The organism is Pseudactinotalea sp. Z1748, assembly GCF_049725185.1.
In the GTDB taxonomy this organism is placed as follows: Bacteria; Actinomycetota; Actinomycetes; order Actinomycetales; family Beutenbergiaceae; genus CALKWS01.
The window spans coordinates 161,843-180,475 of sequence record NZ_JBMPQB010000005.1; the positions used below are offsets into that span (position 1 = coordinate 161,843).

The following is an 18,633-nucleotide window of genomic DNA, read 5'->3' on the forward strand; positions in this document are numbered from 1 at the left end:
GCGTGGACGGATGAGCCGAGTCGTCGTCGTAGGAGCCAGTGGCAACGTGGGAACCGCCGTGCTGCGGGCCCTGAACAGCGACCATGAGATCGGTTCCGTGCTCGGCATCGCACGCCGTCCACCGGTCACCGACGCCGAGCCCTACGGGCAGGTGGAGTGGGCGGCCGTCGACATCGCCGAGGGCGAGCACGTCGTGGACGAACTCACCGAGTTGTTCACCGGTGCCGATGCGGTGATCCACCTCGCCTGGCAGATCCAGCCGAACACCCGTCGGGACCAGTTGCGTGAGGTGAACGTTGATGGCACCCGGCGGGTGGCCGAGGCGGTCGGGCGGGCCGGGGTGGGCCAGTTGCTGGTGGCCTCCTCCTGGGCGGTCTACAGCCCGGACCCGGACAAGCAACGGCGTGATGAGACCTGGTCCGCCGGTGGGGTGCGCTCCTCCCACTACAGCGTGGACAAGGCCGCCCAGGAGCGCGTTCTGGATGACTTCGAAGCGGCCCATCCCCAGGTTGCCGTGGCGCGGATGCGGACCGCCCTGGTGTTCCAGCGCGAGGCCGGGGCCGCGATCACGCGGTACTTCATCGGCCCGTTCATCCCCCCGCAGGTGCTGTCCCCGCGCACGCTGCCGGTGGTGCCGCTCCCGCAGGGACTACAGGTGCAGGTGATCCACGCCGAGGACGCCGCCGAGGCCTACCTGACCGTGTTGCGTGCCGGAGAGCGGGGAGCGTTCAACGCCGCCGCCGAGCCGGTGCTGGACGTGGCCGCCTTGGGCCGCCTGGTGGGCCGCGGACGCACCGTGGAGGTGCCGTGGGGTCTGGTGCGGCCGCTGCTTGCGCTGGGCCACAAGGCGCGACTGGCCGCTGCCGATGAAGGGTGGGTGGATATGGCACGGGAGTTGCCGATGATGGACTCCTCCCGGCTGCGCGGCCTGGGTTGGCAGCCACGCCATGGCGCCGAGGAGACGTTGACCGAGATGTTGCGCGGCTTGGCCGGATCGGAGGGCACCCCCACCCCGGTCATGGTGCCCGGCGTGCGAAGTTTCGGGCACATGGAGGAAGCGGCGGCGACCACGATGACCCCCTCCCCGTCGCGCCCGACATTGCCGCAGGAGGCCGGCCGTGACGGTGTGCCGGACCACATCAACGCACCGCTGCTGAGCCTGTACCTGTCCGACCACCTGACCGGTGCGACCGCCGGACGGGATCGGATCGGACAGATGGCCCGCCAGTACGCCACCACCCGGCTCGGGCCGGAACTGGCCCGCATCAGCGCCGAGATCGAGGGTGAGCACGCCTTCCTCAGCGACGTGATGGACACCTTGGGCCTGCATCAACGACGCCCGCGCCAGGTGCTGGCAGCCGTGGGGGAACGGCTGGGCCGATTGAAGATGAACCGGCGGGTTCTGCAGATATCCCCGATGACGCCGTTGCTGGAACTGGAGTTGATGCGCAGCGCCGTGATGGGCAAACGCTCGGTCTGGCAGGTGCTGGCCACCTACGCCGAGGACCTGGGCCTGCCCGAGGAACTCTTCACGGACCTGGCCGAACTCGCCGCCCGGCAGGCCGATGACCTGGAGCGGTTGCACGAACAGGTCCGAACCCAGGCCTTCACCATCGAGGGGTAGCACGTGGCCTGACCGGCCTCGGGGCCGCGGGTCCGCAACTGTCCCATTCGGTGCGCACCAGGCGCCGGAGTGAATACGCTGTGGTGGATGCGAACCCTGGTCCTGACGGACTTCCACCACCTGACCATCGACGAACGTCCCGACCCACGGGTCGTTGAACCCGACGATGTCGTGATCGCCCTTGCCCATACCGGGATCTGCGGCACGGACCTGCACGGTTATACCGGCGAGAACGGTCGGCGCGTGCCCGGACAGGTGATGGGGCACGAGGCGGTCGGGCAGATCCTGGACGCCGGCCCGGCCGCCACCGCCGCAGGGCTGGAGATCGGCCAGGCGGTCACCTTCAACCCGGCGCTGAGTTGCGGGGAGTGCCCCGCGTGCGCACGGGGCGCCGAACAGCACTGTGCTTCGGGCAAGGTGATCGGGGTGGCGCCGGAGATCGTTTCGGCCTATGCCGAGCAAATCGTGGTACCGGCCGGCAACGTGCTGCCGCTGCCGCAAGGGGTCCCACTCACCCACGGAGCGCTCGCCGAGCCGCTGGCTGTGGGCGTCCAGGCGGTGCGCCAGGGCGGTGTCGCCGCGGGTACCACGGTGCTGGTGACCGGTGGTGGGCCGATCGGGCAGGCCGTGGTGCTGGCAGCGCTGCGCGCCGGTGCCGAGCACGTCGTGGTCAGTGAGCCGGTGGCGGGAAGGCGACAGTTGTGCGGGCAATTGGGCGCCACCACCATCGACCCGGCCGAGGGTCCGGCGAGCGAGCAGGTGCTGGAGATCCTGGACGGGCCCGCCCAGGTGGCGGTCGATGCCGTCGGCGTGGATGCCACCCTGGCCGACTCCCTGCATTCCGTGGGGCCACAGGGCACCGTGGTGCTGGTGGGCATGGGTTCCCCACGGGTGAGCATCCCGGCGTTCGCGATCAGCACCGGCCAGCGCCACCTGGTGGGGAGTTTCTGCTACAGCCGGGAGGTGTTCGCCCACGCGGTGGCCCTCCTCGGCCAGGAGGGCATGGACGTGGGCAAACTGATCAGCAGGGAGGTCCCGCTCGCCCGGGCACCTGAGGTCTTCGCCGAGATGGCAGCCGGGCAGATGGACCCGGGCAAGGTGCTGCTGCGGATGGACCGCGACCCCGTCTGAGAATCGCGCGCGACCGCAGGCCGTAGGCGTCGATGACGCAAGCCGGCAGCGATACCTGAACCGCCGGCGGTCGGGCCCGAGCCCGGGAACGTGCCCTCCTCAGGCGCGGTCCTGTACCTGGTCCTCCCCGCTCCCACGGGCGCAGTGCGCGCAGCAGTAGATCACGCCGTCGGCCTCCACCCCGTGGCCCAGGATCCGCACACCGCAGTGGGCGCAGGTGGGTGCCATGGCGTGGGTGGCGCACTCGAAACTGTCGAACACCCCCGATGAGTCGTCGCGGGTGATCGTCATCGTCTTGTCGTAACTATTGCCGCAGGTGTCGCAGGTAGCCACGATGCGCTCCCTTCGTTGCCGATGCCGGTCCGTTTCAGGATCACCCAGCAATCGGCCCAGCGCGACTCGAGTCGCTTCGACGTGCAGCCGTGGTGGACCTGACCTACGTTGACAACCCCCGATGCCAGCGGATCCGGGGCGGGGGCCCACCCGCAACACCTTTGACCCAGGGAAGGTTGTGATCCCTCGATGCGCGCAGTCGTCTGGCAAGGCAAGGAGAAGGTCGGCGTCGATGAGGTGCCGATGCCGCGGCTACGGGAGCCCACCGATGCGATCGTGCAGGTGACCTCCACCGCCGTGTGCGGCTCGGACCTGCACCTGTACGCGGTGCTGGGCCCGTTCATGACGCAGGGTGACGTGATCGGCCACGAGGCGATGGGTGTGGTCACCGAGGTGGGCGCCCAGGTGGAGCACATCAAACCGGGGGACCGGGTGGTGATCCCGTTCCAGATCGCCTGTGGTCACTGCTGGATGTGCGACAACGGGCTGCACACCCAGTGCGAGACCACCCAGGTACGCGAGCACGGCACCGGTGCCGCGCTGTTCGGCTACAGCGTGTTGTATGGCCAGGTACCCGGGGGGCAGGCCGAGTACCTACGGGTGCCGCACGCCGACTTCGGGCCGATCAAGGTGCCCGACGACGACGAACCCGACGAGCGGTACCTGTACCTGTCCGATGTGCTTCCCACCGCATGGCAGGCGGTGCAGTACGCGCACATCCCCGCCGGGGGCAGCGTGCTGGTGCTGGGGCTGGGACCGATCGGGCAGATGTCGGCCCGGATCGCCCGCCATCTCGGGGCCGAGACAGTCCTGGCCGCGGACCTGGTGCCGGAACGGCTGGCGATGGCCCAGCGGCACGGGGCGCACGTCCTGGACCTGCGCGACATCGATGACCTCGGTGCCGTGGTGCGTGACCTCACCCAGGGGCGCGGACCGGATTCGGTGATCGACGCCGTCGGGATGGAGGCGCACGGGTCACCGGTCGCCGGGGCCGCGCAGAAAGTGGTCGGGTTGTTGCCCGACGCCGTGGCGGCGCCCTCGTTGAAGACCGCCGGCCTGGACCGGCTTGCCGCCCTGTACAGCGCGATCCACACCGTGCGCCGCGGGGGAACGATCTCCCTGTCGGGCGTGTACGGCGGCACCGCCGACCCGATCCCGATGCTTACCGCGTTCGACAAGCAGCTCACCGTGCGGATGGGCCAGGCGAACGTACGCCGATGGGTGGATGACCTGATGCCGCTGGTCACCGACCCGGCCGACCCCCTGGGGGTGCTGGACCTGCGCACCCATCGGCTGCCTCTGGCCGAGGCCCCGCACGCCTACGAGATGTTCCAGAAGAAACTCCACGGCTGCATCAAGGTCGTCCTGGATCCGATGGCCTGAGGGCGCTCGCGGTCCAACGATCAGGACAAGCAGTAGTAAAGCCCGACGACGAACACGGAGGAACACATGGCCACCGACCAGCTCGAGTTCACCAACCCGGTCGAACGATTCGCCTCGATCAGCCCGCCCGAGCAGCACCAGCCCGAACCGGGACTGGAAGCGAAGATGGACCCGGTGCCTGACATCGGCGAGCACACCTACCGCGGCACCGGCCGGCTCAAGGGGCGCAAGGCCTTGATCACCGGCGGCGACTCCGGGATCGGGGCCGCCACCGCCGTGGCGTTCGCCCGTGAGGGAGCGGACGTGGCGATCGCCTACCTCCCAGCGGAGGAGACCGACGCGGCCAACGTGGCACGCATCATCACCGAGTCAGGTCAGCGGGTGGTGCAGATCCCTGGTGACTTGATGGACCCCGAGTACCCCGCCCGGGTGGTGGAGGAGGCCGTTCGTGAGTTGGGCGGACTGGACATCCTGGTCAACAATGCCGCCAAGCAGGTGGCGATCGAGGGCCTGGCGGATCTGTCCGATGACCAGCTCGAGGAGACCTTCACCGCCAACATCCTGTCTATGTTCCGCCTGACCAGGGCCGCACTCCCGCACCTTCAGCCGGGTTCCAGCATCATCAACACCACCTCGATCCAGGCCTACCAGCCCTCGCCCACGCTGCTGGACTACGCCGCCACCAAGGCCGCGATCAACAACTTCTCCAAGGGCCTGGCCGAGGAACTCGCCCCGAAGGGCATCCGGGTCAACGCCGTGGCGCCCGGTCCGATCTGGACGGCCATCCAGCCGAGCGATGGCCAGCCGATCGAAAAACTGCCCGACTTCGGCAAGGACGTCGGCCTGGGCCGGGCCGGGCAGCCCACCGAACTGGCGCCCGCGTATGTGTTCCTGGCCTCCTCCGAGTCCAGTTACGTGCTCGGGGCCACCATCCACGTCAACGGTGGCCAGCCCACGCCCTGACCTGACCGACGAGCCCGGAGTCCGGGTCGGCGGAGGACCTCAGGCGCGGTTCTCGGCCGACCCGCTCTCGGCCGGCCCGTTCTTGTCGTCGACCCGCTCCAGGCCGGACGTGGCCGGACCTTCGATCAGGTCGCCCCCGGCGGTGAACCGCGATCCGTGCAACGGGCAGTCCCAACTCTGTTCGGCGTCGTTCCATCGGACCAGGCCGCCCATGTGCGGGCAGGTCGCCGAGACCGTGCGGGTGCGGCCCTGCACCGTCGAGGTGGCCACCGCCTGCATCCCCTGGCGGGCCACGCACCCGGTGCCCTCGGAGGGGTCCTCCTGCCGGGAGCGCAGTGAGGCGAGCCGGTCGCCGGCCAGGGTGCCCGCCACCTTGACGTTGTGAGTCACCCCGGAGACGACACCGGAGAGTTCGTGGGTGTGCCAACTCCGGTAGGCATCCGCCCAGTCCGGTACCTCGCCGCCCAGGTGACCGGCGATAACCGCGGCCGCGGCCGGGGCGTTCGTCAACCCCCACTTGGCGAACCCGCTGGCCACCAGCACCCGCCGGCCCGTCGGGGTCAAGGGCCCCACGTAGGGCAACTCATCCACCGGGTGGTAGTCCTGGGCGGACCACCGGTGTGCCGGGTCCGCACCGAAGTGGGAGCGGGCCCAGCCGGCCAGGTCCTCCAGCCGGGCGGCCTCGGACTCGGCATAACCCACGTCGTGGGCGTACCCCCCGGCCAGCACCCACTGGCCCGTCTGCGCCGGTGCGGTGCGCACCGACCAGCCAGGGGAGCCGGTCGCCAGGTACATGTCCATCTGCCCCACCGACGGCAGGTGCGCCGCCGACAGGTAGGAGCGCTGCGGCACCACCCGCGCGAAGAAGCCGCCGCGGTCGGCGATCGGGATGCCGGTGGCCAACACCACCCGATCGGCGTGCACCTCTCCCTTGGTGGTGGCCAACGTCGGGTCGCGGTCGCTGCCCACCGAAACCACCCGGTGCCCGGTGGCCAGGGTGATGCCGGCGGCCTCGGCAGCCGAGGTCAGTGCCGCCAGCAACTCCACCGGGTTCACCTGGGCCTGATCGGGCAATCCGGTGCCGCCGGCGAACGGGAACGGCACATCGTCCTCGTCGCGCCAGAACGGGTCCAGGCCGTGCTCGGTGAGCAGTTCGTGCTCGCGTTCCACCTGGCCCAGCCCACCGGCGTCGGCGGCGTAGGTGATGCCCGCCGGGCGTTGTACCGCTACCTCGTGCTCGGCACAGAACCGCAGCAACCAGTCCATCCCGAACCGGTTGCCGCTGACGTACTGGCCCAGCGTCTCGGCCGGATGCTTGCCCGCGATGGAGGAGAACCGGGTGCCCTGCACCAGCGAGACCTTCGCATTCGAAGCCCCCGTGGTGCCGGCGCCGATGGTGCGCGCCTCCAGCACGATCACCCGATGCCCCAGCTCCGCCAACAGCACGGCTGTGGTCAGACCGGTGATCCCGGCCCCTACCACGGCCACCTCGTAGTGGGCCGACAGGTCGGGATCGTCGAAGGTGGGGAGGGTGCGTTCGGCGAACCAGAGCGGGGTCATAGCGGGTCCTTCCGTGGCCCGGCGGCAAGAACTCTCAGCGTATGGGCGGGACAGACCTGCGCAACCGGTGATCCGTCAACCCGCTGTTGGCGCCCGGGGGCGGCGCCCCGGCGCCGGGTTCCGGGTCACCAGTCAGTGCTGCACCCTCGAGGAGTTCCACGGCATGGCACCGGTACGGGACGTCGATCCGAGGGGACCTCCACAGACTGAGGCGCGCCGGGTCATTGGACCTAGGCCGAAGCTGACCTTGCCTGGCCACCTGCCCGGCCACGGGGAGCCCCGGAGCGACTGTGCCCGCGGGACCTACGCCGTCGGCCCGGCCCGGAGGAGCCACCGGCGCCCGAACCGGATCCGCCGTGCGGGGCCCCACCACGACCACGGCCACCGGAGCGACCACGCCCTGCGTTGGCGCGCTGCTGTGGCTGCGCCGGTGCCGTTGGCTCGACATAGGCGGCGACCTCACCCACGAGGGCGGTCACCGCGCCCGAGGTGGCCGTGACCGGTTCGGGCTTGACCGAGATCTTGGCCTTGCGCATCAGTTGATGGGTGTCCCGACGCTGTTCGGGTAGCACGAGGGTGAGCACACTGCCCTCGGACCCGGCCCGGGCGGTGCGTCCGCTGCGGTGCAGGTAGGACTTGTGCTCCGCCGGCGGGTCCACGTGCACCACCAGTTCCACATCGTCCACGTGCACACCGCGGGCGGCCACATCGGTGGCCACCAGAACCGATGAGGTGCCGTCGGTGAAGGCCTTGAGGTTCCGGTCGCGTTGGTTCTGCGAGAGGTTGCCGTGCAGGTCCACGCTGGGGATGCCGGCGGCGGTCAGTTGCCGGGCGAGCTTCTTGGCCTGGTGCTTGGTACGCATGAACAGGATCCGTCGCCCGGTGCCCGAGGCCAGCGCCTGGACCACGTCGCGTTTGGTGGTCACGTCGGGCACCTCGAACACCCGGTGCGTCATCGCCGACACCGGGGAGTTGGCGCTGTCCACCGAGTGACGCAGTTCGTCCTTCAGGTAGCGGCGCACGAGTGCGTCCACACCGTTGTCCAGGGTGGCGCTGAAGAGCATCCGTTGGCCCCCGGACGGGGTACGGTTCATGATCCGGGTGACCACCGGTAGGAAGCCGAGGTCGGCCATGTGGTCGGCCTCGTCCAGGACGGTGATGCTGACGTCCCCGAGGTTGGCGTGGCCCTGGTTCATCAGGTCCTCGAGGCGGCCCGGGCAGGCGATCACGATGTCCACACCGGCGCGCAGTGCGCTGACCTGACGGTTCTGGCTGACGCCACCGAAGATGGTCGTGACGGTCAGGTCATAGGCACCGGCCAGGGGTTCGAACACCGCGGCGATCTGGGTGGCGAGTTCGCGGGTGGGAGCCAGCACCAGACCGCGGGGATGGCCCGGACGGGTGCGCCCGGAGCCGCGGCCCCGACCCCCGGCCGGTTGCCGACTCGCCTGGGCCAGGCGAGCCACCAGCGGCAGCGCGAAGGCCAGGGTCTTTCCGGACCCGGTCTTGCCGCGGCCGAGCACATCCCGGCCGGCGAGCGTGTCGGGCAGGGTGGCCACCTGGATGGGGAAGGCTGAGGTGATCCCGGTGGCGGCGAGCCGCTCGACCAGGGGGGAAGGCACGCCGAGCGCGCCGAAGTCGTTCTGGGACAAGTGTTCGTCTCTCAATGCTTTGGGCCGGCATCATGCCGGTGAGGGCCCGGGGGCCCGGTGGCGAAGGTGGCAGTGGCCACATCCGTTCGCCGAAGAAAGTCACTCGCGGGCCGGTATTGCTTCGCCCAGCGTGATGAGGGAGCGTTCTGCGACGCAGGAGAGGCGGTGATCCGCCGCTCGGTGTCTTCGAGACTAGCACCTAAACGAGGCGACGACGTCGAAGCGCCCGTTCGTCCGGCGTGCCACGGTGGGGCCCGGGCCGGTCAGGCGTTCCGCGGCACCACCGTGCGCACCCGCGTAAAGTCGCGACGGAGACATTTGCCATCGAGCCAGGAGGCAGGAGTGGGAGACCCGGTCGAGATCGACGCGGAGCACACGTGGACCGACCAGCGGGTCGTCCTCGATGAGATGCGGGAGCAGTGCCCGGTGGCTCACACGGACGGGAACGTGATGCTCCTGCGCCATGGCGACGTCGTCGCCGCGGCTACCGACCCTGCGACGTTCTCCAGCACGGTCTCCACCCGACGGGTTATCCCCAACGGGCTCGACGGTTCCGAACATGCGGCCTACCGGGCGATCGTGGACTCCTACCTCGGGCCGGCGCAGGTGGCCGACCAGGAGGGTCAGTGCCGCGCGACGGCCACCGCGATCGTGCGGGGCCTGCCCCGGGGCGAGATGATCAGGACCATCACCGACATCGGCGTGCCCTACGCGGTGCGCACCATGTCGGCATGGTTGGGCTGGCCCACCGGGTTGGAAGCGGACCTGGTGGCCTGGATGGCAAGGAACCACGCTGCGACCAGATCGGGAGACCGGGCCCGCACCACGATGGTCGCCCGGGAATTCGACGACATGATCCACTCCCTGCTCGCGGAGCGCCGGACCGGCCCGGCTACCGATGTGACCGGCGCGCTGATGCGCGAGCAGGTGGATGGGCGCACCTTGACCGACGCCGAGGTGGTCTCCATCCTGCGCAACTTCACCGCCGGAGACTTGGGCTCACTGGCCACCTCGGCGGGCGTGATCGTGCACTATCTGGCCTGCCACTCCGAGATCCAGGGGTGGCTGCGCAAGCAGTTGGGTACCGCATCCCCGACCGAAATTGAGGAGGCGCTCAACGAGATTCTGCGTATCGATGACCCGTTCGTCTCCAACCGCCGGCGCCTCACCAGACAAGTGCAGGTGGGTGGAACCACGCTGGCCGCGGACGCCCAGGTGCTGTTGAACTGGACCGCCGCGAACCGGGATCCGCGTGTGTTCGATGACCCCGATGAGTACGACCCGGCTGGTCACGCCGAGGCGAACCTGGTGTTCGGGATCGGCCCGCACGTGTGCCCCGCTCGCGGACTGACGCTGATGGAACTGCGGGTGCTCACCGAGGTCCTGCTCCAGGAGACCAGTTGGATCGAGTTGGACGCCCATGAACCGGCCGTGCGCGAGATCCCTCCGGTGGGCGGCTGGGCCCGGGTGCCGGTGGTGCTGCACTGAGGCTCCTCGGCCGTCCGAGGGACGGGGAAGTGGCCCCGAGCCGATGGCCGACGGCCCGCGTCGCCCCGAGGTCAGGATCAGGTCTGTCCGCGGCGAGAACACGTTCGGGCCCGCCGCGCTCATGTGGCGGTCAGCAGGATTCCGCCGATCGCCACGGCGGTGCAGGCCATGATCATGCCCGGGCCGTGGAGCAGCGCCGCGGCGCGGCGTTCCTGCCGGAGAAGTTCCAGGCACTCCAGGCTCGCCGTGCTGAACGTGGTGTAGCCGCCCAGGAGGCCGACGGTGAGTACCGGGGCCCACGTGTGGTCGAGCAGCATCCCCGTGAGCACACCGAGCGCCAGCGAACCTGTGAGGTTGACGATCATCGTGCCCCAGGGATACCGGTCCCGCGCGCGGGTGGGCACGGCGCGATCGGTGAGGAATCGCAGCGCCGACCCCACCCCGCCGGCCAGCGCGACGACGAGGGCCGTGCCGAGCCCACTCATCGCCGACCTGTCCGCGGGTCTGCGACCCGTAGACCGGCCCAACTCGCCCCGAGACCGAGCAGGAGGGTGGCGCCGCCGTATCCGATCGCCTCGGCGTAGCGCTGCGCAACCAGGAACTGGGCGATGTCAGTAGCGAGAAGGCTGTAGGTGGTGTAGCCGCCGAGGAGCCCGGCGCCGAGCAGCAGGTGCAATCGCCGGCGGGTACGGCCCGGGTGAGAACTCGCGGCAAGCCGCTGCACGAGCACACCCAGCAGGAAGGCACCGGTGAGGTTGACCGCCAGGATTGCCACCGGGAAGCCGGCCGGGCTGCCGAGCAGTGCGTCGATGACGTAGCGCGCGAGAGTTCCGAGTGACCCGCCCGACGCCACGAGCAACGCGTCGCGCAGCACCGGCTCGGCGCTACCCCTGGGCGCCGTCGACCGTGTGGTGCTCATGGTGTACCTCTCGACCTCCGGCGCCCGGCGCCGTTTTGGGACGTGCGTGAACGGGAAGTGCCTGCGCCCGTCGGCGAACCGCTCGGCAGACTACCAATACGGGTGTTGCTGCCTCAGGGGCCCGGTCATGGCATCGGATGGCGTTCATCGATAGCCTGGTCCGATCTCGAGGAGGAGGTGGCACTATGACCGAGCCCGCACCCGCAGCAGAGTCCAAGGTCAGCAAGTTCTTCGGGGGTCGGTACGGGCGATTGATCCTGCCCGGGGTGATCCTGCAGTCGGTGCTCATCGGCGGTGGTTATGCCACCGGCCGGGAGATCGTGGAGTTCGGCGCGACCTACGGCGCCATGGGCTGGATCGCCGGCGTGGCGATCATCATCGGCTTCGGGCTGATGGCGTTCCTGATGTTCGAGATCGCGCGCCGCTTCCAGGTGTTCGACTACCGGCGGCTGTTGCGCGTCCTGATCGGGCCGCTGTACTGGCTCTTCGACATCGTCTACATCATGCTCGCGATCCTGATCATCGCGATCATGGCTGCGGCCACCGGTGAGATCGTGCAGCAGACCATGGGGTTCAATTACTGGGTCGGCGTGATCTTCATGATCGTGGTGGTCTGGCTGCTGATCTACTACGGCGAGGGCCTCATCGAGAAGACCAAGAGCGTGGGCACCACCGCGCTGTACCTGGGATACATCATGTTCGCGGTCCTGGTGATCAACCGCAACTGGGATCAGGTTGTCGAGACCTTCCGCACCGTGGATCACTCCCTGCACCCGGACATCTCGTGGATGGCGGTGCTGTGGGCGGGAGTTCTCTATGTCGGATACAACCTCGCCGTTTACCCGGCCGCACTGTTCACCGCCCGGCGGCAGACCCGGCTGCGGCACACCCTGGTCTCCGGAATCGTGGCCGGATTGTTCATGACCCTGCCGTGGTTCCTCACCTATATCGCCCTGATGGGCTTCTACCCCAGTGCGGAGGTCTTCGATGCGACCGTGCCCTGGCTGGTGATGCTGGGACCGGAGGCGGTCTGGGTGGTCGTGTTGTTCGGGATCGTGGTGGGTTGGACGCTGATCGAGACCGCAACGGGCATGATCTACGCCCTGGTCGCCCGAGTGGATCAGAACCTGGTGGACGCCAAACGCCGGCCGATGAACCGCCGTACCGGCGGCTTCATCGCGGTGGGAACCCTGGTGCTGGCGCTCCTCCTGGCTCAGGTGGGCATCATCGACCTGATCGCGGTGGGTTATACCGCGATGGCCTACGCCATGATCGCGGTGTTCGGTATCCCGCTGCTGGTGCGGGGTGGCTACCTGATCATCACCCGGAAGGGGCAGGCGTTCAGTGTGGCGACCGATCCCACGGAGCAACGAACGGAGCCGGTCGCGGACCAGCGGGACTGAAACCGCGGGACCGAACGGGTAGCGCCGAGGGCCGGGACAGTTCCTCAGGCTTGGGTGAGGCCGGTGTACCGGGTCTGCCCGAGGAATCCCCGGATCGTGTCCCGACTCCTGGACAGGCAGTCGATCCTGCCCTCGATCTCGGCTAGTTCCCGTGCCAGTTTCTCCGCGACGTCCCGGCTGCAGGTTGCCACCAGCTCCTCGCACGGCAGTACCTCCAGGTCCAGGATCGCCCGGACGAGCCGGGTGGGTAGGCCGGCTCGGATGAGGCCGGCCACCCGTTCCACCTTCGCCACATCCGCCTCACGGTAGGTGCGGTAGCCGTTATCGGCCCGCTCGGCACTGATCAAGCCCTGCTGTTCGTAGTAGCGCAGCAGCCGGGGGGCCACCCCCGTGCGCCGGGCCAGTTCCCCGATTCGCATCGACAACACCTAACGCCTTGACATTGACATTAATGTCAAACTTTAGCATCGGGCGCATGAGCCGAAAGATCATGGACGCACGAACCGAGGAGACCTCCGAACCCGGCGACGTAGGCCTGGTACCCGCGCGGAAGACGGGCCGGAGTGACGATCGGCTTCCGTGGCTGGCCTTGGTCACCATGACACTGACGACCTTCGTCGTCGTCAGCGCCGAGATGATGCCGGCCGCGGTGCTTCCGGACATGGCCGACGGGCTTGGTGTCTCCCTGGCACAAGCGGGCCTGCTGGTCTCGGCCTGGGCCGCCACGGTGGTGGTGGCGAGCCTGCCGCTGGCGCGCCTGACCGCGCGGCTCGAGCGTCCCAGGGTGATCGCGGCGGCGCTGGTGGTGGTGGCGCTCGCAACGGTGGTGACGGCCTCGGCCGAGACCTACGGCACCGCAATGGCCTCACGGCTGGTCGCTGCGGGCGCCACCGGTTTGCTCTGGTCACTGATCAACGCCCATGCGGCCGCTATCGTGCCGCAACGCCACATCGCCCGGGCTGCGGCGATCGTGCTCTTCGGCGGCACCATGGGCACTGTCGTTGCGATCCCGGCCGGTAACGCCATCGCCCAGGTCGCCGGGTGGCGGGTGCCGTTCCTCGTCCTCGCGGTTGCGGCGCTGGCAGCGGCCGTGGCGGTGGGTGTGGTACTGCCCCGGCATCGTGTGCACACCGCCGTCGTCGTGACCGGCACACAGCGCACGGCCGCACCGGTGCGGTTGTGGCCGGTGCTGGCCACGGCCGGGCTCGGCGGACTCGTGCTGTCCGCACACTTCATGGTCTTCACCTTCGTGGCTGAGGTGCTGGCGCCCAGTGCGGTTCCCACACCGCTGCTGCTCGTGGTCTTCGGTGCGGCCGGGGTCGGCGGCCTGGCGCTGGTGGGTCTGACCGGTGACCGTTACCCGACGATTGTGCCCGTAGTGGTCTCACTGGCGATGGCTGTCGGCGTGTGGGGCTTGGTCGGCCTCGGCCGCCACGCCGTGCTGGACGTGGTTCTGGTCGCAATGTGGGGCCTGGTGTTGGGCGGGGTGGGCCCGGCGGTGCAGGGCAGGGTGATGAGCATGGCCGGCAGCCGGCACCGGGCCACGGCGGGATCCCTGATGCCGATCTCGATGAATCTGGGCATCGCCCTCGGCGCGGCAGCGGGCAGTGCGGCGGTCGACCTGTGGTCGCCGCAGACACTGCCGGTGCTGGCGCTGGTCCCGCTCCTCGCCGCAGCCACGGGTTTCCTGCTGCTGGCCCGGCACGCCCGCCGCGGCGGCGTGCTCGGGGCGACGGGTGCGCGAGGTGGGACTCGAACCCACACGCCCGAAGGCACAGGAACCTAAATCCTGCGCGGCTGCCAATTACGCCACTCGCGCTCGCGGACAAGCCTACGTCCGCCACGGCCTCAGTCGATACCGAGGTCCCGGCGCAACTTGGTGACGTGCCCGCTGGCTTTGACGTTGTACTGGGCCAGGGCCACCGAGCCCTCCGGGGCGATCACCACGGTGGAGCGGATCACACCGGTGTAGGTGCGGCCGTAGTTCTTCTTCTCACCCCAAGCACCGTAGGCCTCCAGAGTGGCGTGTTCGGGGTCACTGAGCAGGGGGAACGTCAGCGACTCCTTCTCCACGAATCCGGCGAGCGCCTCCACCGAGTCGGGGGAGACCCCGACGACGGCGTAACCGTGGGAGGTCAGGCTCGCGAGGTTGTCCCGGAAGTCGCACGCCTGCTTGGTGCACCCGGGGGTACCGGCAGCAGGGTAGAAGTAGACGATGACGCCGTTGGTCGCCTCGGCGAGATGGTCGGCCAGCGACCAGGAGGAGCCATCGGCTGCGGTCAGGGTGAAGTCGGGGGCTTTGTCTCCGGGGGAGAGGCGATTCACAAAAGGCTCCTTGCGTCAGGGATCTCGATCTCGCCAGCCTACGCGCGGTGGCTGGCGTGGGCAGGGGTGTGGGACTGGTCACGAGCAGCCGTTCGGGTTCGCCGCACCGGTCCGGCTGCTGCTAGCATCACTACCCGCTACCTACGCGCGCCTCTAGCTCAATTGGCAGAGCAAGTGACTCTTAATCACTGGGTTCCGGGTTCGAGTCCCGGGGGGCGTACTTCGTTACCGAACCCGGCCGGATGAGTTCCAGCGGGCCCCTCTTCGCGGGTACTGCCTCAGGCCGGTGAGCACCTCTCGTGCCGCAGTCCCCACGCGCATCGCCTTCCACATGCGCGATGGTGAGAGCTGTGCGACTCTCGTGCTACGAGACCGCACCGATGGTCATCTGGCCCACGGGGCCACGAATCCCGAAGTACCGACACACAGACTGGGGTCCGAGATGGACACATGGAAATTGGCAGCATTATTGGTCGGGGGCTACTTGCTGGGACGCCGTAAGAAGGGCTTGGTGGCCCTCGCGACGGCTGGCACCTACGCGGCGAGGAAGTTCTCCGATTCGGACGGCGAGTTCGAATTGCCCCCGGAGATCAAGGAACTGGGTGAACGCCTCACCGGCCCGCTGCTCGAGGCCGCCAAGGGTGCAGCGGTTGCCGTCGCTGCCAAGGGCGTTGACTCGCTGAACACCACGCTTCAGGACCGGACCGCGGAGATGCGACCAGGGTCTTCGGAGTCGGAGGAAAGTGAGGACGAGTCGGACCAGGAGGAGCCCGAGGACGAGTCTGCTGAGGAAGAAGCCTCGGCTGAGGAGGAGTCCGAGGAGGAGTCTGCTGAGGAAGAAGCCTCGGCTGAGGAGGAGTCCGAGGAGGAGCCTGCTGAGGAAGAAGCCTCGGCTGAGGAGGAGTCCGAGGAGGAGCCTGCTGAGGAAGAAGCCTCGGCTGAGGAGGAGTCCGAGGAGGAGCCTGCTGAGGAAGAAGCCTCCGCTGAGGAGAAGCCGAAGCGCGCAGCGAGCAGCACCCGGAAGAAGACCTCCAGCAGTACCAAGAGTTCCCCGCGCTCAAGCAGCAAGTCCTCCGGCAGCACCAAGAGTTCCTCCGGCGGTTCGAAGAGTTCCTCCGGCGGGACGAAGCGCTCCTCTGGAGGTTCGAAGAGTTCGTCCGGCGGGACGAAGCGCTCCTCTGGAGGTTCGAAGAGTTCGTCCGGCGGGTCGAAGGGCTCGTCCGGTGGCAGCAGGAGTTCCTCCTCTTCCCGCAGCACGAAGTCCTCGGGGAGCGGTAGTCGCAGCAGTGGCGGCGGCACCCGGTCCAAGAGCAGCAGCCGGTCCTCGTCCTGAGGTCGACCCGAGACAAGAAGGAGCGATCCATGGCCAAGGAATCATCCGAATCGGATTCTTTGATGGACCAGTTGGGGCTGGACAAACTCAAGAGCAGCCTCGGTGAGTACGTGAGCGGCTGGGGCGAGAACCTCGTCCAGCGCGGCGTCGACAAACTCAACGGTGTCGCCGAGCAGGCGTCGAACGGTGGCGGAGCGGCGGGTGAGGCGGCTAAAGAGGGCGCCGAGGAACTCGCCGAAGGTGAGTCTCCGGCCAAGGCTGCTCTCTCAGCAGCGACCACCGGAGTGAAGGAGAAGGCGAAGGACGTCTTCGGCGGTGGTGGCGGTAGCGGAGGCAGCGGAAAGATGAGATTCGCCAACTTCGTGGAGACCATCGATGTGGGAATGCCGCTGAGCGTGGTCTACAACGCCTGGACGACGTACGACAGTTGGCCGGACTTCATGAAGAAGGCCGAGCAAGCCAAGTTTAATGAGGACGAGGGCACCGCTGAGATGAAGGGCCAGGTCTTCTGGTCCCATCGCAGTTGGGAGGCCACGATCGTTCAGCAGGTCCCCGACGATCACATTGTGTGGCGCTCAACGGGAGAGAAGGGCCATCTGGACGGGGCGGTGTCGTTCCATCCGTTGGGTGAGCGACTCACCCGGATGGTTATCGTCGTCGAGTATCACCCGCAAGGCTTCTTCGAGAAGACCGGCAACATTTGGCGGGCGGTGGGCCGGCGACTTCGGCTGGAACTCAAGCACTTCGTCCGGCACGTGATGACCGAGGTGATCCTGGATCCGGATAGCGTCGAGGGTTGGCGCGGGGAGATCCGGGACGAGGAAATCGTGCGTACCCACGACGAGGTCGTCGAAGAAGAGCAGGCCGAAGAAGAGCAGGCCGAAGAAGGACCCGAAGACTCCGCCGAGGAGGACGCTCCTGACGACGAGGTCCCCGCTGAGGACGAGGCCGAGGGGGAGCCGGTCGAGGAGGATGAGGACGAGCCCGAGGATGAGGGCGAAGCCGTCGAGGAGGAGCCGGTCGAGGACGAGCCGGTCGAGGAGGACGAGGACGAGCCCGAGGATGAGGGCGAATCCTCCGAGGAAGAAGAGCAGTCCGAGGAGCGTCCCCGGACACGAAGGAAGGCGAGGTCACGATGAGTACTGCCACTGCGACGAGGCGCCACGGAAGTTACATCGAACGTCCCTCTCCCAGTTCCCTGGCCGACGTCGTCGAGATCATCCTGGACAAGGGTCTGGTCATCGACGCCTACGTTCGGGTCTCCCTCGTGGGCATCGAGGTCCTGACCATCGATGCCAGGATCGTCATCGCGAGCGTGGACACCTACTTGCGCTTCGCGGAGGCCACCAATCGTCTCGACCTTGAGGCCAAGGGTGGACGTGACCTGCCGGAGTTGTTCGGGGACAGTACTGAAAGCGCCTCCGAGGGCAAGGTCAGTGGCGCGATCTCCGGCGCCAAGGATGCCCTCATGGGCGACGATGACGAAGAGGAAGAGGCCGAGGAGGAAGAAGCGGAGTCGTGACCCCTGGGCAAGTTCCCACGAGCGAAGTCTACGTCTACGGGATCACGACTGCGGCTGCCCGGATCCCCGAGGATCTCACCGGAGTGGACGGAAGCAGGGTTCGTACGCTCGAATTGGGTGCGATCGCCGCGGTGGTCTCGGATCTGGACGATGCCGAGGACTTCGGCCGGCCGGCAGACCTGCGTGCGCACGCCAGTGTGCTGGACGCTATCGCGATGGACGTACCAGTCCTTCCCATGGCGTTCGGAACGCTCGCGCCTGAGTTGGAGGCACTGGAGGAGATCGAGGATCCCGCCCGCCAGCAGGAGTACCTGCTCGGCCTGAAGCAGGTTGAGGGCGCGATTCAGTTCACCCTGCGTGCCCGATACGTGGAGGCGAGCATCCTGAACGAGGTGGTCGCCGAGAACCCGGAGGTATCCCGGTTGCGGGATGCCACTCGCGGTGACTCCTCCGAGGCGACGTACTACGAGCGCATCCGGCTCGGTGAACTCATCGTCGGTCAGATGCAGGACAAGGCCAAACAGGACGCCGGCCGAATCCTGGAGACCATCCGGCCGCTGGTGCGGGACCTGCGCATGCGCGAGACCAGCCAGGCCGAGGATGTGCTGGATGTCGCGCTCCTGGTGCCCCATGAGGACCGGTCGACTTTCGAAGGCGCTCTTGAGCAGGTGGCAGCCACGATGCACGATCGGGTGACGTTCCGCCTTGTCGGGCCGCAGGCGCCCTACGACTTCGCCGGTGAGCCACGATGAGTCTGCTCTGGAACGTTCTGAGCCTCCCTCTGGCGCCGCTGCGCGGTACCGTGTGGGTGGCTGAGCGCGTGCTCGAGCAAGCCGAGCGGCAACACTACGACCCCGCCTCGATCCGACGGCAACTCGATGAGGTTGCCCGCGCCAGGGAATCCGGCGAGATCGACGACGAGCAGGCGGACGCGATGGAGCAGGAACTGGTGGCCCGGCTCATCCAGTCCCGGCGACGTCCCGACAAGGAAGGTTGA

19 protein-coding genes and 2 tRNA genes are annotated in these 18,633 nt (G+C 68.3%); 13 read left to right on the forward strand and 8 right to left on the reverse strand.

The genetic code is table 11. The features are described 5' to 3' along the window. Nucleotides 1–10 precede the first annotated feature (10 nt). Both ACO0LU_RS12435 and ACO0LU_RS12440 read left to right on the forward strand, forming a co-directional pair. A complete protein-coding gene (locus ACO0LU_RS12435; RefSeq protein ID WP_424791674.1) occupies nucleotides 11–1,624 on the forward strand; it encodes an NAD-dependent epimerase/dehydratase family protein in 1,614 nt (537 codons plus the stop codon). An 87-nt stretch (nucleotides 1,625–1,711) separates the two neighbouring features. Then, nucleotides 1,712–2,755, forward strand: a complete 1,044-nt coding sequence (locus ACO0LU_RS12440; RefSeq protein ID WP_424791675.1) for a zinc-dependent alcohol dehydrogenase — start codon at nucleotides 1,712–1,714, stop codon at nucleotides 2,753–2,755. Between the two features lie 99 nt (nucleotides 2,756–2,854). On the opposite strand, the gene ACO0LU_RS12445 is transcribed toward ACO0LU_RS12440, so the two are convergent. Beyond that, nucleotides 2,855–3,088, reverse strand: coding sequence for a hypothetical protein (locus ACO0LU_RS12445; protein WP_424791676.1), 234 nt, complete (start codon nucleotides 3,086–3,088; stop codon nucleotides 2,855–2,857). Between the two features lie 189 nt (nucleotides 3,089–3,277). Between ACO0LU_RS12445 and ACO0LU_RS12450 the strand changes: the two genes are divergently transcribed. Continuing rightward, nucleotides 3,278–4,471, forward strand: a complete 1,194-nt coding sequence (locus ACO0LU_RS12450) for a zinc-dependent alcohol dehydrogenase (RefSeq protein ID WP_424791677.1) — start codon at nucleotides 3,278–3,280, stop codon at nucleotides 4,469–4,471. Between the two features lie 66 nt (nucleotides 4,472–4,537). Continuing rightward, a complete protein-coding gene (locus tag ACO0LU_RS12455) occupies nucleotides 4,538–5,434 on the forward strand; it encodes an SDR family oxidoreductase (RefSeq protein ID WP_424791678.1) in 897 nt (298 codons plus the stop codon). A 39-nt stretch (nucleotides 5,435–5,473) separates the two neighbouring features. Here the strand turns inward: ACO0LU_RS12455 and ACO0LU_RS12460 are convergent, their stop codons facing one another. Then, nucleotides 5,474–6,994 (reverse strand): FAD-dependent oxidoreductase, encoded by a 1,521-nt coding sequence (locus ACO0LU_RS12460; protein WP_424791679.1) that lies wholly within the window; start codon nucleotides 6,992–6,994, stop codon nucleotides 5,474–5,476. 230 nt (nucleotides 6,995–7,224) lie between these two features. Further along, nucleotides 7,225–8,646, reverse strand: a complete 1,422-nt coding sequence (locus tag ACO0LU_RS12465) for a DEAD/DEAH box helicase (RefSeq protein ID WP_424791680.1) — start codon at nucleotides 8,644–8,646, stop codon at nucleotides 7,225–7,227. A gap of 342 nt (nucleotides 8,647–8,988) precedes the next feature. On the opposite strand from ACO0LU_RS12465, the gene ACO0LU_RS12470 reads away from it, so the two are divergent. Beyond that, entirely contained in the window at nucleotides 8,989–10,134 is a 1,146-nt protein-coding gene (locus ACO0LU_RS12470; RefSeq protein ID WP_424791681.1) for a cytochrome P450, read from the forward strand. Nucleotides 10,135–10,253: 119 nt separating this feature from the next. Here ACO0LU_RS12470 and ACO0LU_RS12475 read toward each other — a convergent pair whose 3' ends face one another. Together ACO0LU_RS12475 and ACO0LU_RS12480 are read right to left on the reverse strand one after the other, a co-directional pair. After that, the gene (locus ACO0LU_RS12475; protein WP_424791682.1) at nucleotides 10,254–10,619 is read right to left on the reverse strand and encodes a fluoride efflux transporter FluC; all 366 of its coding nucleotides are present in this window, start codon (nucleotides 10,617–10,619) and stop codon (nucleotides 10,254–10,256) included. Further along, nucleotides 10,616–11,053, reverse strand: a complete 438-nt coding sequence (locus tag ACO0LU_RS12480; RefSeq protein ID WP_424791683.1) for a fluoride efflux transporter FluC — start codon at nucleotides 11,051–11,053, stop codon at nucleotides 10,616–10,618. The genes ACO0LU_RS12475 and ACO0LU_RS12480 overlap by 4 nt, the downstream gene beginning before the upstream one ends. 185 nt (nucleotides 11,054–11,238) lie before the next feature. Between ACO0LU_RS12480 and ACO0LU_RS12485 the strand changes: the two genes are divergently transcribed. Next, nucleotides 11,239–12,456 carry a hypothetical protein gene (locus ACO0LU_RS12485; RefSeq protein WP_424791684.1) on the forward strand — a complete coding sequence of 406 codons (1,218 nt, stop codon included), beginning with the start codon at nucleotides 11,239–11,241 and terminating at the stop codon, nucleotides 12,454–12,456. Between the two features lie 44 nt (nucleotides 12,457–12,500). On the opposite strand, the gene ACO0LU_RS12490 is transcribed toward ACO0LU_RS12485, so the two are convergent. After that, nucleotides 12,501–12,875, reverse strand: a complete 375-nt coding sequence (locus ACO0LU_RS12490; RefSeq protein WP_424791685.1) for a MerR family transcriptional regulator — start codon at nucleotides 12,873–12,875, stop codon at nucleotides 12,501–12,503. Between the two features lie 242 nt (nucleotides 12,876–13,117). Here ACO0LU_RS12490 and ACO0LU_RS12495 point away from each other — a divergent pair, with 242 nt between their 5' ends. After that, nucleotides 13,118–14,242, forward strand: a complete 1,125-nt coding sequence (locus ACO0LU_RS12495) for an MFS transporter (protein ID WP_424791849.1) — start codon at nucleotides 13,118–13,120, stop codon at nucleotides 14,240–14,242. Here ACO0LU_RS12495 and ACO0LU_RS12500 read toward each other — a convergent pair. Both ACO0LU_RS12500 and bcp read right to left on the reverse strand, forming a co-directional pair. Continuing rightward, nucleotides 14,194–14,275, reverse strand: a tRNA-Leu gene (locus ACO0LU_RS12500). The two genes, ACO0LU_RS12495 and ACO0LU_RS12500, sit on opposite strands and share 49 nt — an antisense overlap. 29 nt (nucleotides 14,276–14,304) lie before the next feature. Continuing rightward, nucleotides 14,305–14,781 (reverse strand): thioredoxin-dependent thiol peroxidase, encoded by a 477-nt coding sequence (bcp, locus tag ACO0LU_RS12505; RefSeq protein ID WP_424791686.1) that lies wholly within the window; start codon nucleotides 14,779–14,781, stop codon nucleotides 14,305–14,307. Between the two features lie 147 nt (nucleotides 14,782–14,928). Between bcp and ACO0LU_RS12510 the strand changes: the two genes are divergently transcribed. The 6 genes from ACO0LU_RS12510 to ACO0LU_RS12535 all read left to right on the forward strand — a co-directional run bounded on the left by ACO0LU_RS12510 (nucleotide 14,929) and on the right by ACO0LU_RS12535 (nucleotide 18,633). Beyond that, a tRNA-Lys gene (locus tag ACO0LU_RS12510) sits at nucleotides 14,929–15,001 on the forward strand. Nucleotides 15,002–15,223: 222 nt separating this feature from the next. Further along, nucleotides 15,224–16,114 (forward strand): hypothetical protein, encoded by an 891-nt coding sequence (locus ACO0LU_RS12515; protein WP_424791687.1) that lies wholly within the window; start codon nucleotides 15,224–15,226, stop codon nucleotides 16,112–16,114. A gap of 29 nt (nucleotides 16,115–16,143) precedes the next feature. After that, nucleotides 16,144–17,253 carry an SRPBCC family protein gene (locus tag ACO0LU_RS12520; protein WP_424791688.1) on the forward strand — a complete coding sequence of 370 codons (1,110 nt, stop codon included), beginning with the start codon at nucleotides 16,144–16,146 and terminating at the stop codon, nucleotides 17,251–17,253. Further along, nucleotides 17,250–17,636, forward strand: coding sequence for a gas vesicle protein GvpJ (gvpJ, locus tag ACO0LU_RS12525; RefSeq protein ID WP_424789199.1), 387 nt, complete (start codon nucleotides 17,250–17,252; stop codon nucleotides 17,634–17,636). The genes ACO0LU_RS12520 and gvpJ overlap by 4 nt, the downstream gene beginning before the upstream one ends. After that, the gene (locus ACO0LU_RS12530; RefSeq protein WP_424791689.1) at nucleotides 17,633–18,388 is read left to right on the forward strand and encodes a GvpL/GvpF family gas vesicle protein; all 756 of its coding nucleotides are present in this window, start codon (nucleotides 17,633–17,635) and stop codon (nucleotides 18,386–18,388) included. Before gvpJ ends, ACO0LU_RS12530 begins: the two co-directional genes overlap by 4 nt. Further along, the gene (locus ACO0LU_RS12535; RefSeq protein WP_424791690.1) at nucleotides 18,385–18,633 is read left to right on the forward strand and encodes a gas vesicle protein GvpG; all 249 of its coding nucleotides are present in this window, start codon (nucleotides 18,385–18,387) and stop codon (nucleotides 18,631–18,633) included. Before ACO0LU_RS12530 ends, ACO0LU_RS12535 begins: the two co-directional genes overlap by 4 nt.

Bases quoted from the DNA above. Each gene is read 5' to 3' on its own strand.
- ACO0LU_RS12435 (WP_424791674.1), top strand. From the start codon at position 11: ATGAGCCGAGTCGTCGTCGTAGGAGCCAGTGGCAACGTGGGAACCGCC.
- ACO0LU_RS12440 (WP_424791675.1), top strand. From the start codon at position 1,712: ATGCGAACCCTGGTCCTGACGGACTTCCACCACCTGACCATCGACGAA.
- ACO0LU_RS12450 (WP_424791677.1), top strand. From the start codon at position 3,278: ATGCGCGCAGTCGTCTGGCAAGGCAAGGAGAAGGTCGGCGTCGATGAG.
- ACO0LU_RS12455 (WP_424791678.1), top strand. From the start codon at position 4,538: ATGGCCACCGACCAGCTCGAGTTCACCAACCCGGTCGAACGATTCGCC.
- ACO0LU_RS12460 (WP_424791679.1), bottom strand. From the start codon at position 6,994: ATGACCCCGCTCTGGTTCGCCGAACGCACCCTCCCCACCTTCGACGAT.
- ACO0LU_RS12475 (WP_424791682.1), bottom strand. From the start codon at position 10,619: ATGAGTGGGCTCGGCACGGCCCTCGTCGTCGCGCTGGCCGGCGGGGTG.
- ACO0LU_RS12480 (WP_424791683.1), bottom strand. From the start codon at position 11,053: ATGAGCACCACACGGTCGACGGCGCCCAGGGGTAGCGCCGAGCCGGTG.
- ACO0LU_RS12485 (WP_424791684.1), top strand. From the start codon at position 11,239: ATGACCGAGCCCGCACCCGCAGCAGAGTCCAAGGTCAGCAAGTTCTTC.
- ACO0LU_RS12490 (WP_424791685.1), bottom strand. From the start codon at position 12,875: ATGCGAATCGGGGAACTGGCCCGGCGCACGGGGGTGGCCCCCCGGCTG.
- ACO0LU_RS12495 (WP_424791849.1), top strand. From the start codon at position 13,118: ATGGCCGACGGGCTTGGTGTCTCCCTGGCACAAGCGGGCCTGCTGGTC.
- ACO0LU_RS12515 (WP_424791687.1), top strand. From the start codon at position 15,224: ATGGACACATGGAAATTGGCAGCATTATTGGTCGGGGGCTACTTGCTG.
- ACO0LU_RS12520 (WP_424791688.1), top strand. From the start codon at position 16,144: ATGGCCAAGGAATCATCCGAATCGGATTCTTTGATGGACCAGTTGGGG.
- gvpJ (WP_424789199.1), top strand. From the start codon at position 17,250: ATGAGTACTGCCACTGCGACGAGGCGCCACGGAAGTTACATCGAACGT.
- ACO0LU_RS12535 (WP_424791690.1), top strand. From the start codon at position 18,385: ATGAGTCTGCTCTGGAACGTTCTGAGCCTCCCTCTGGCGCCGCTGCGC.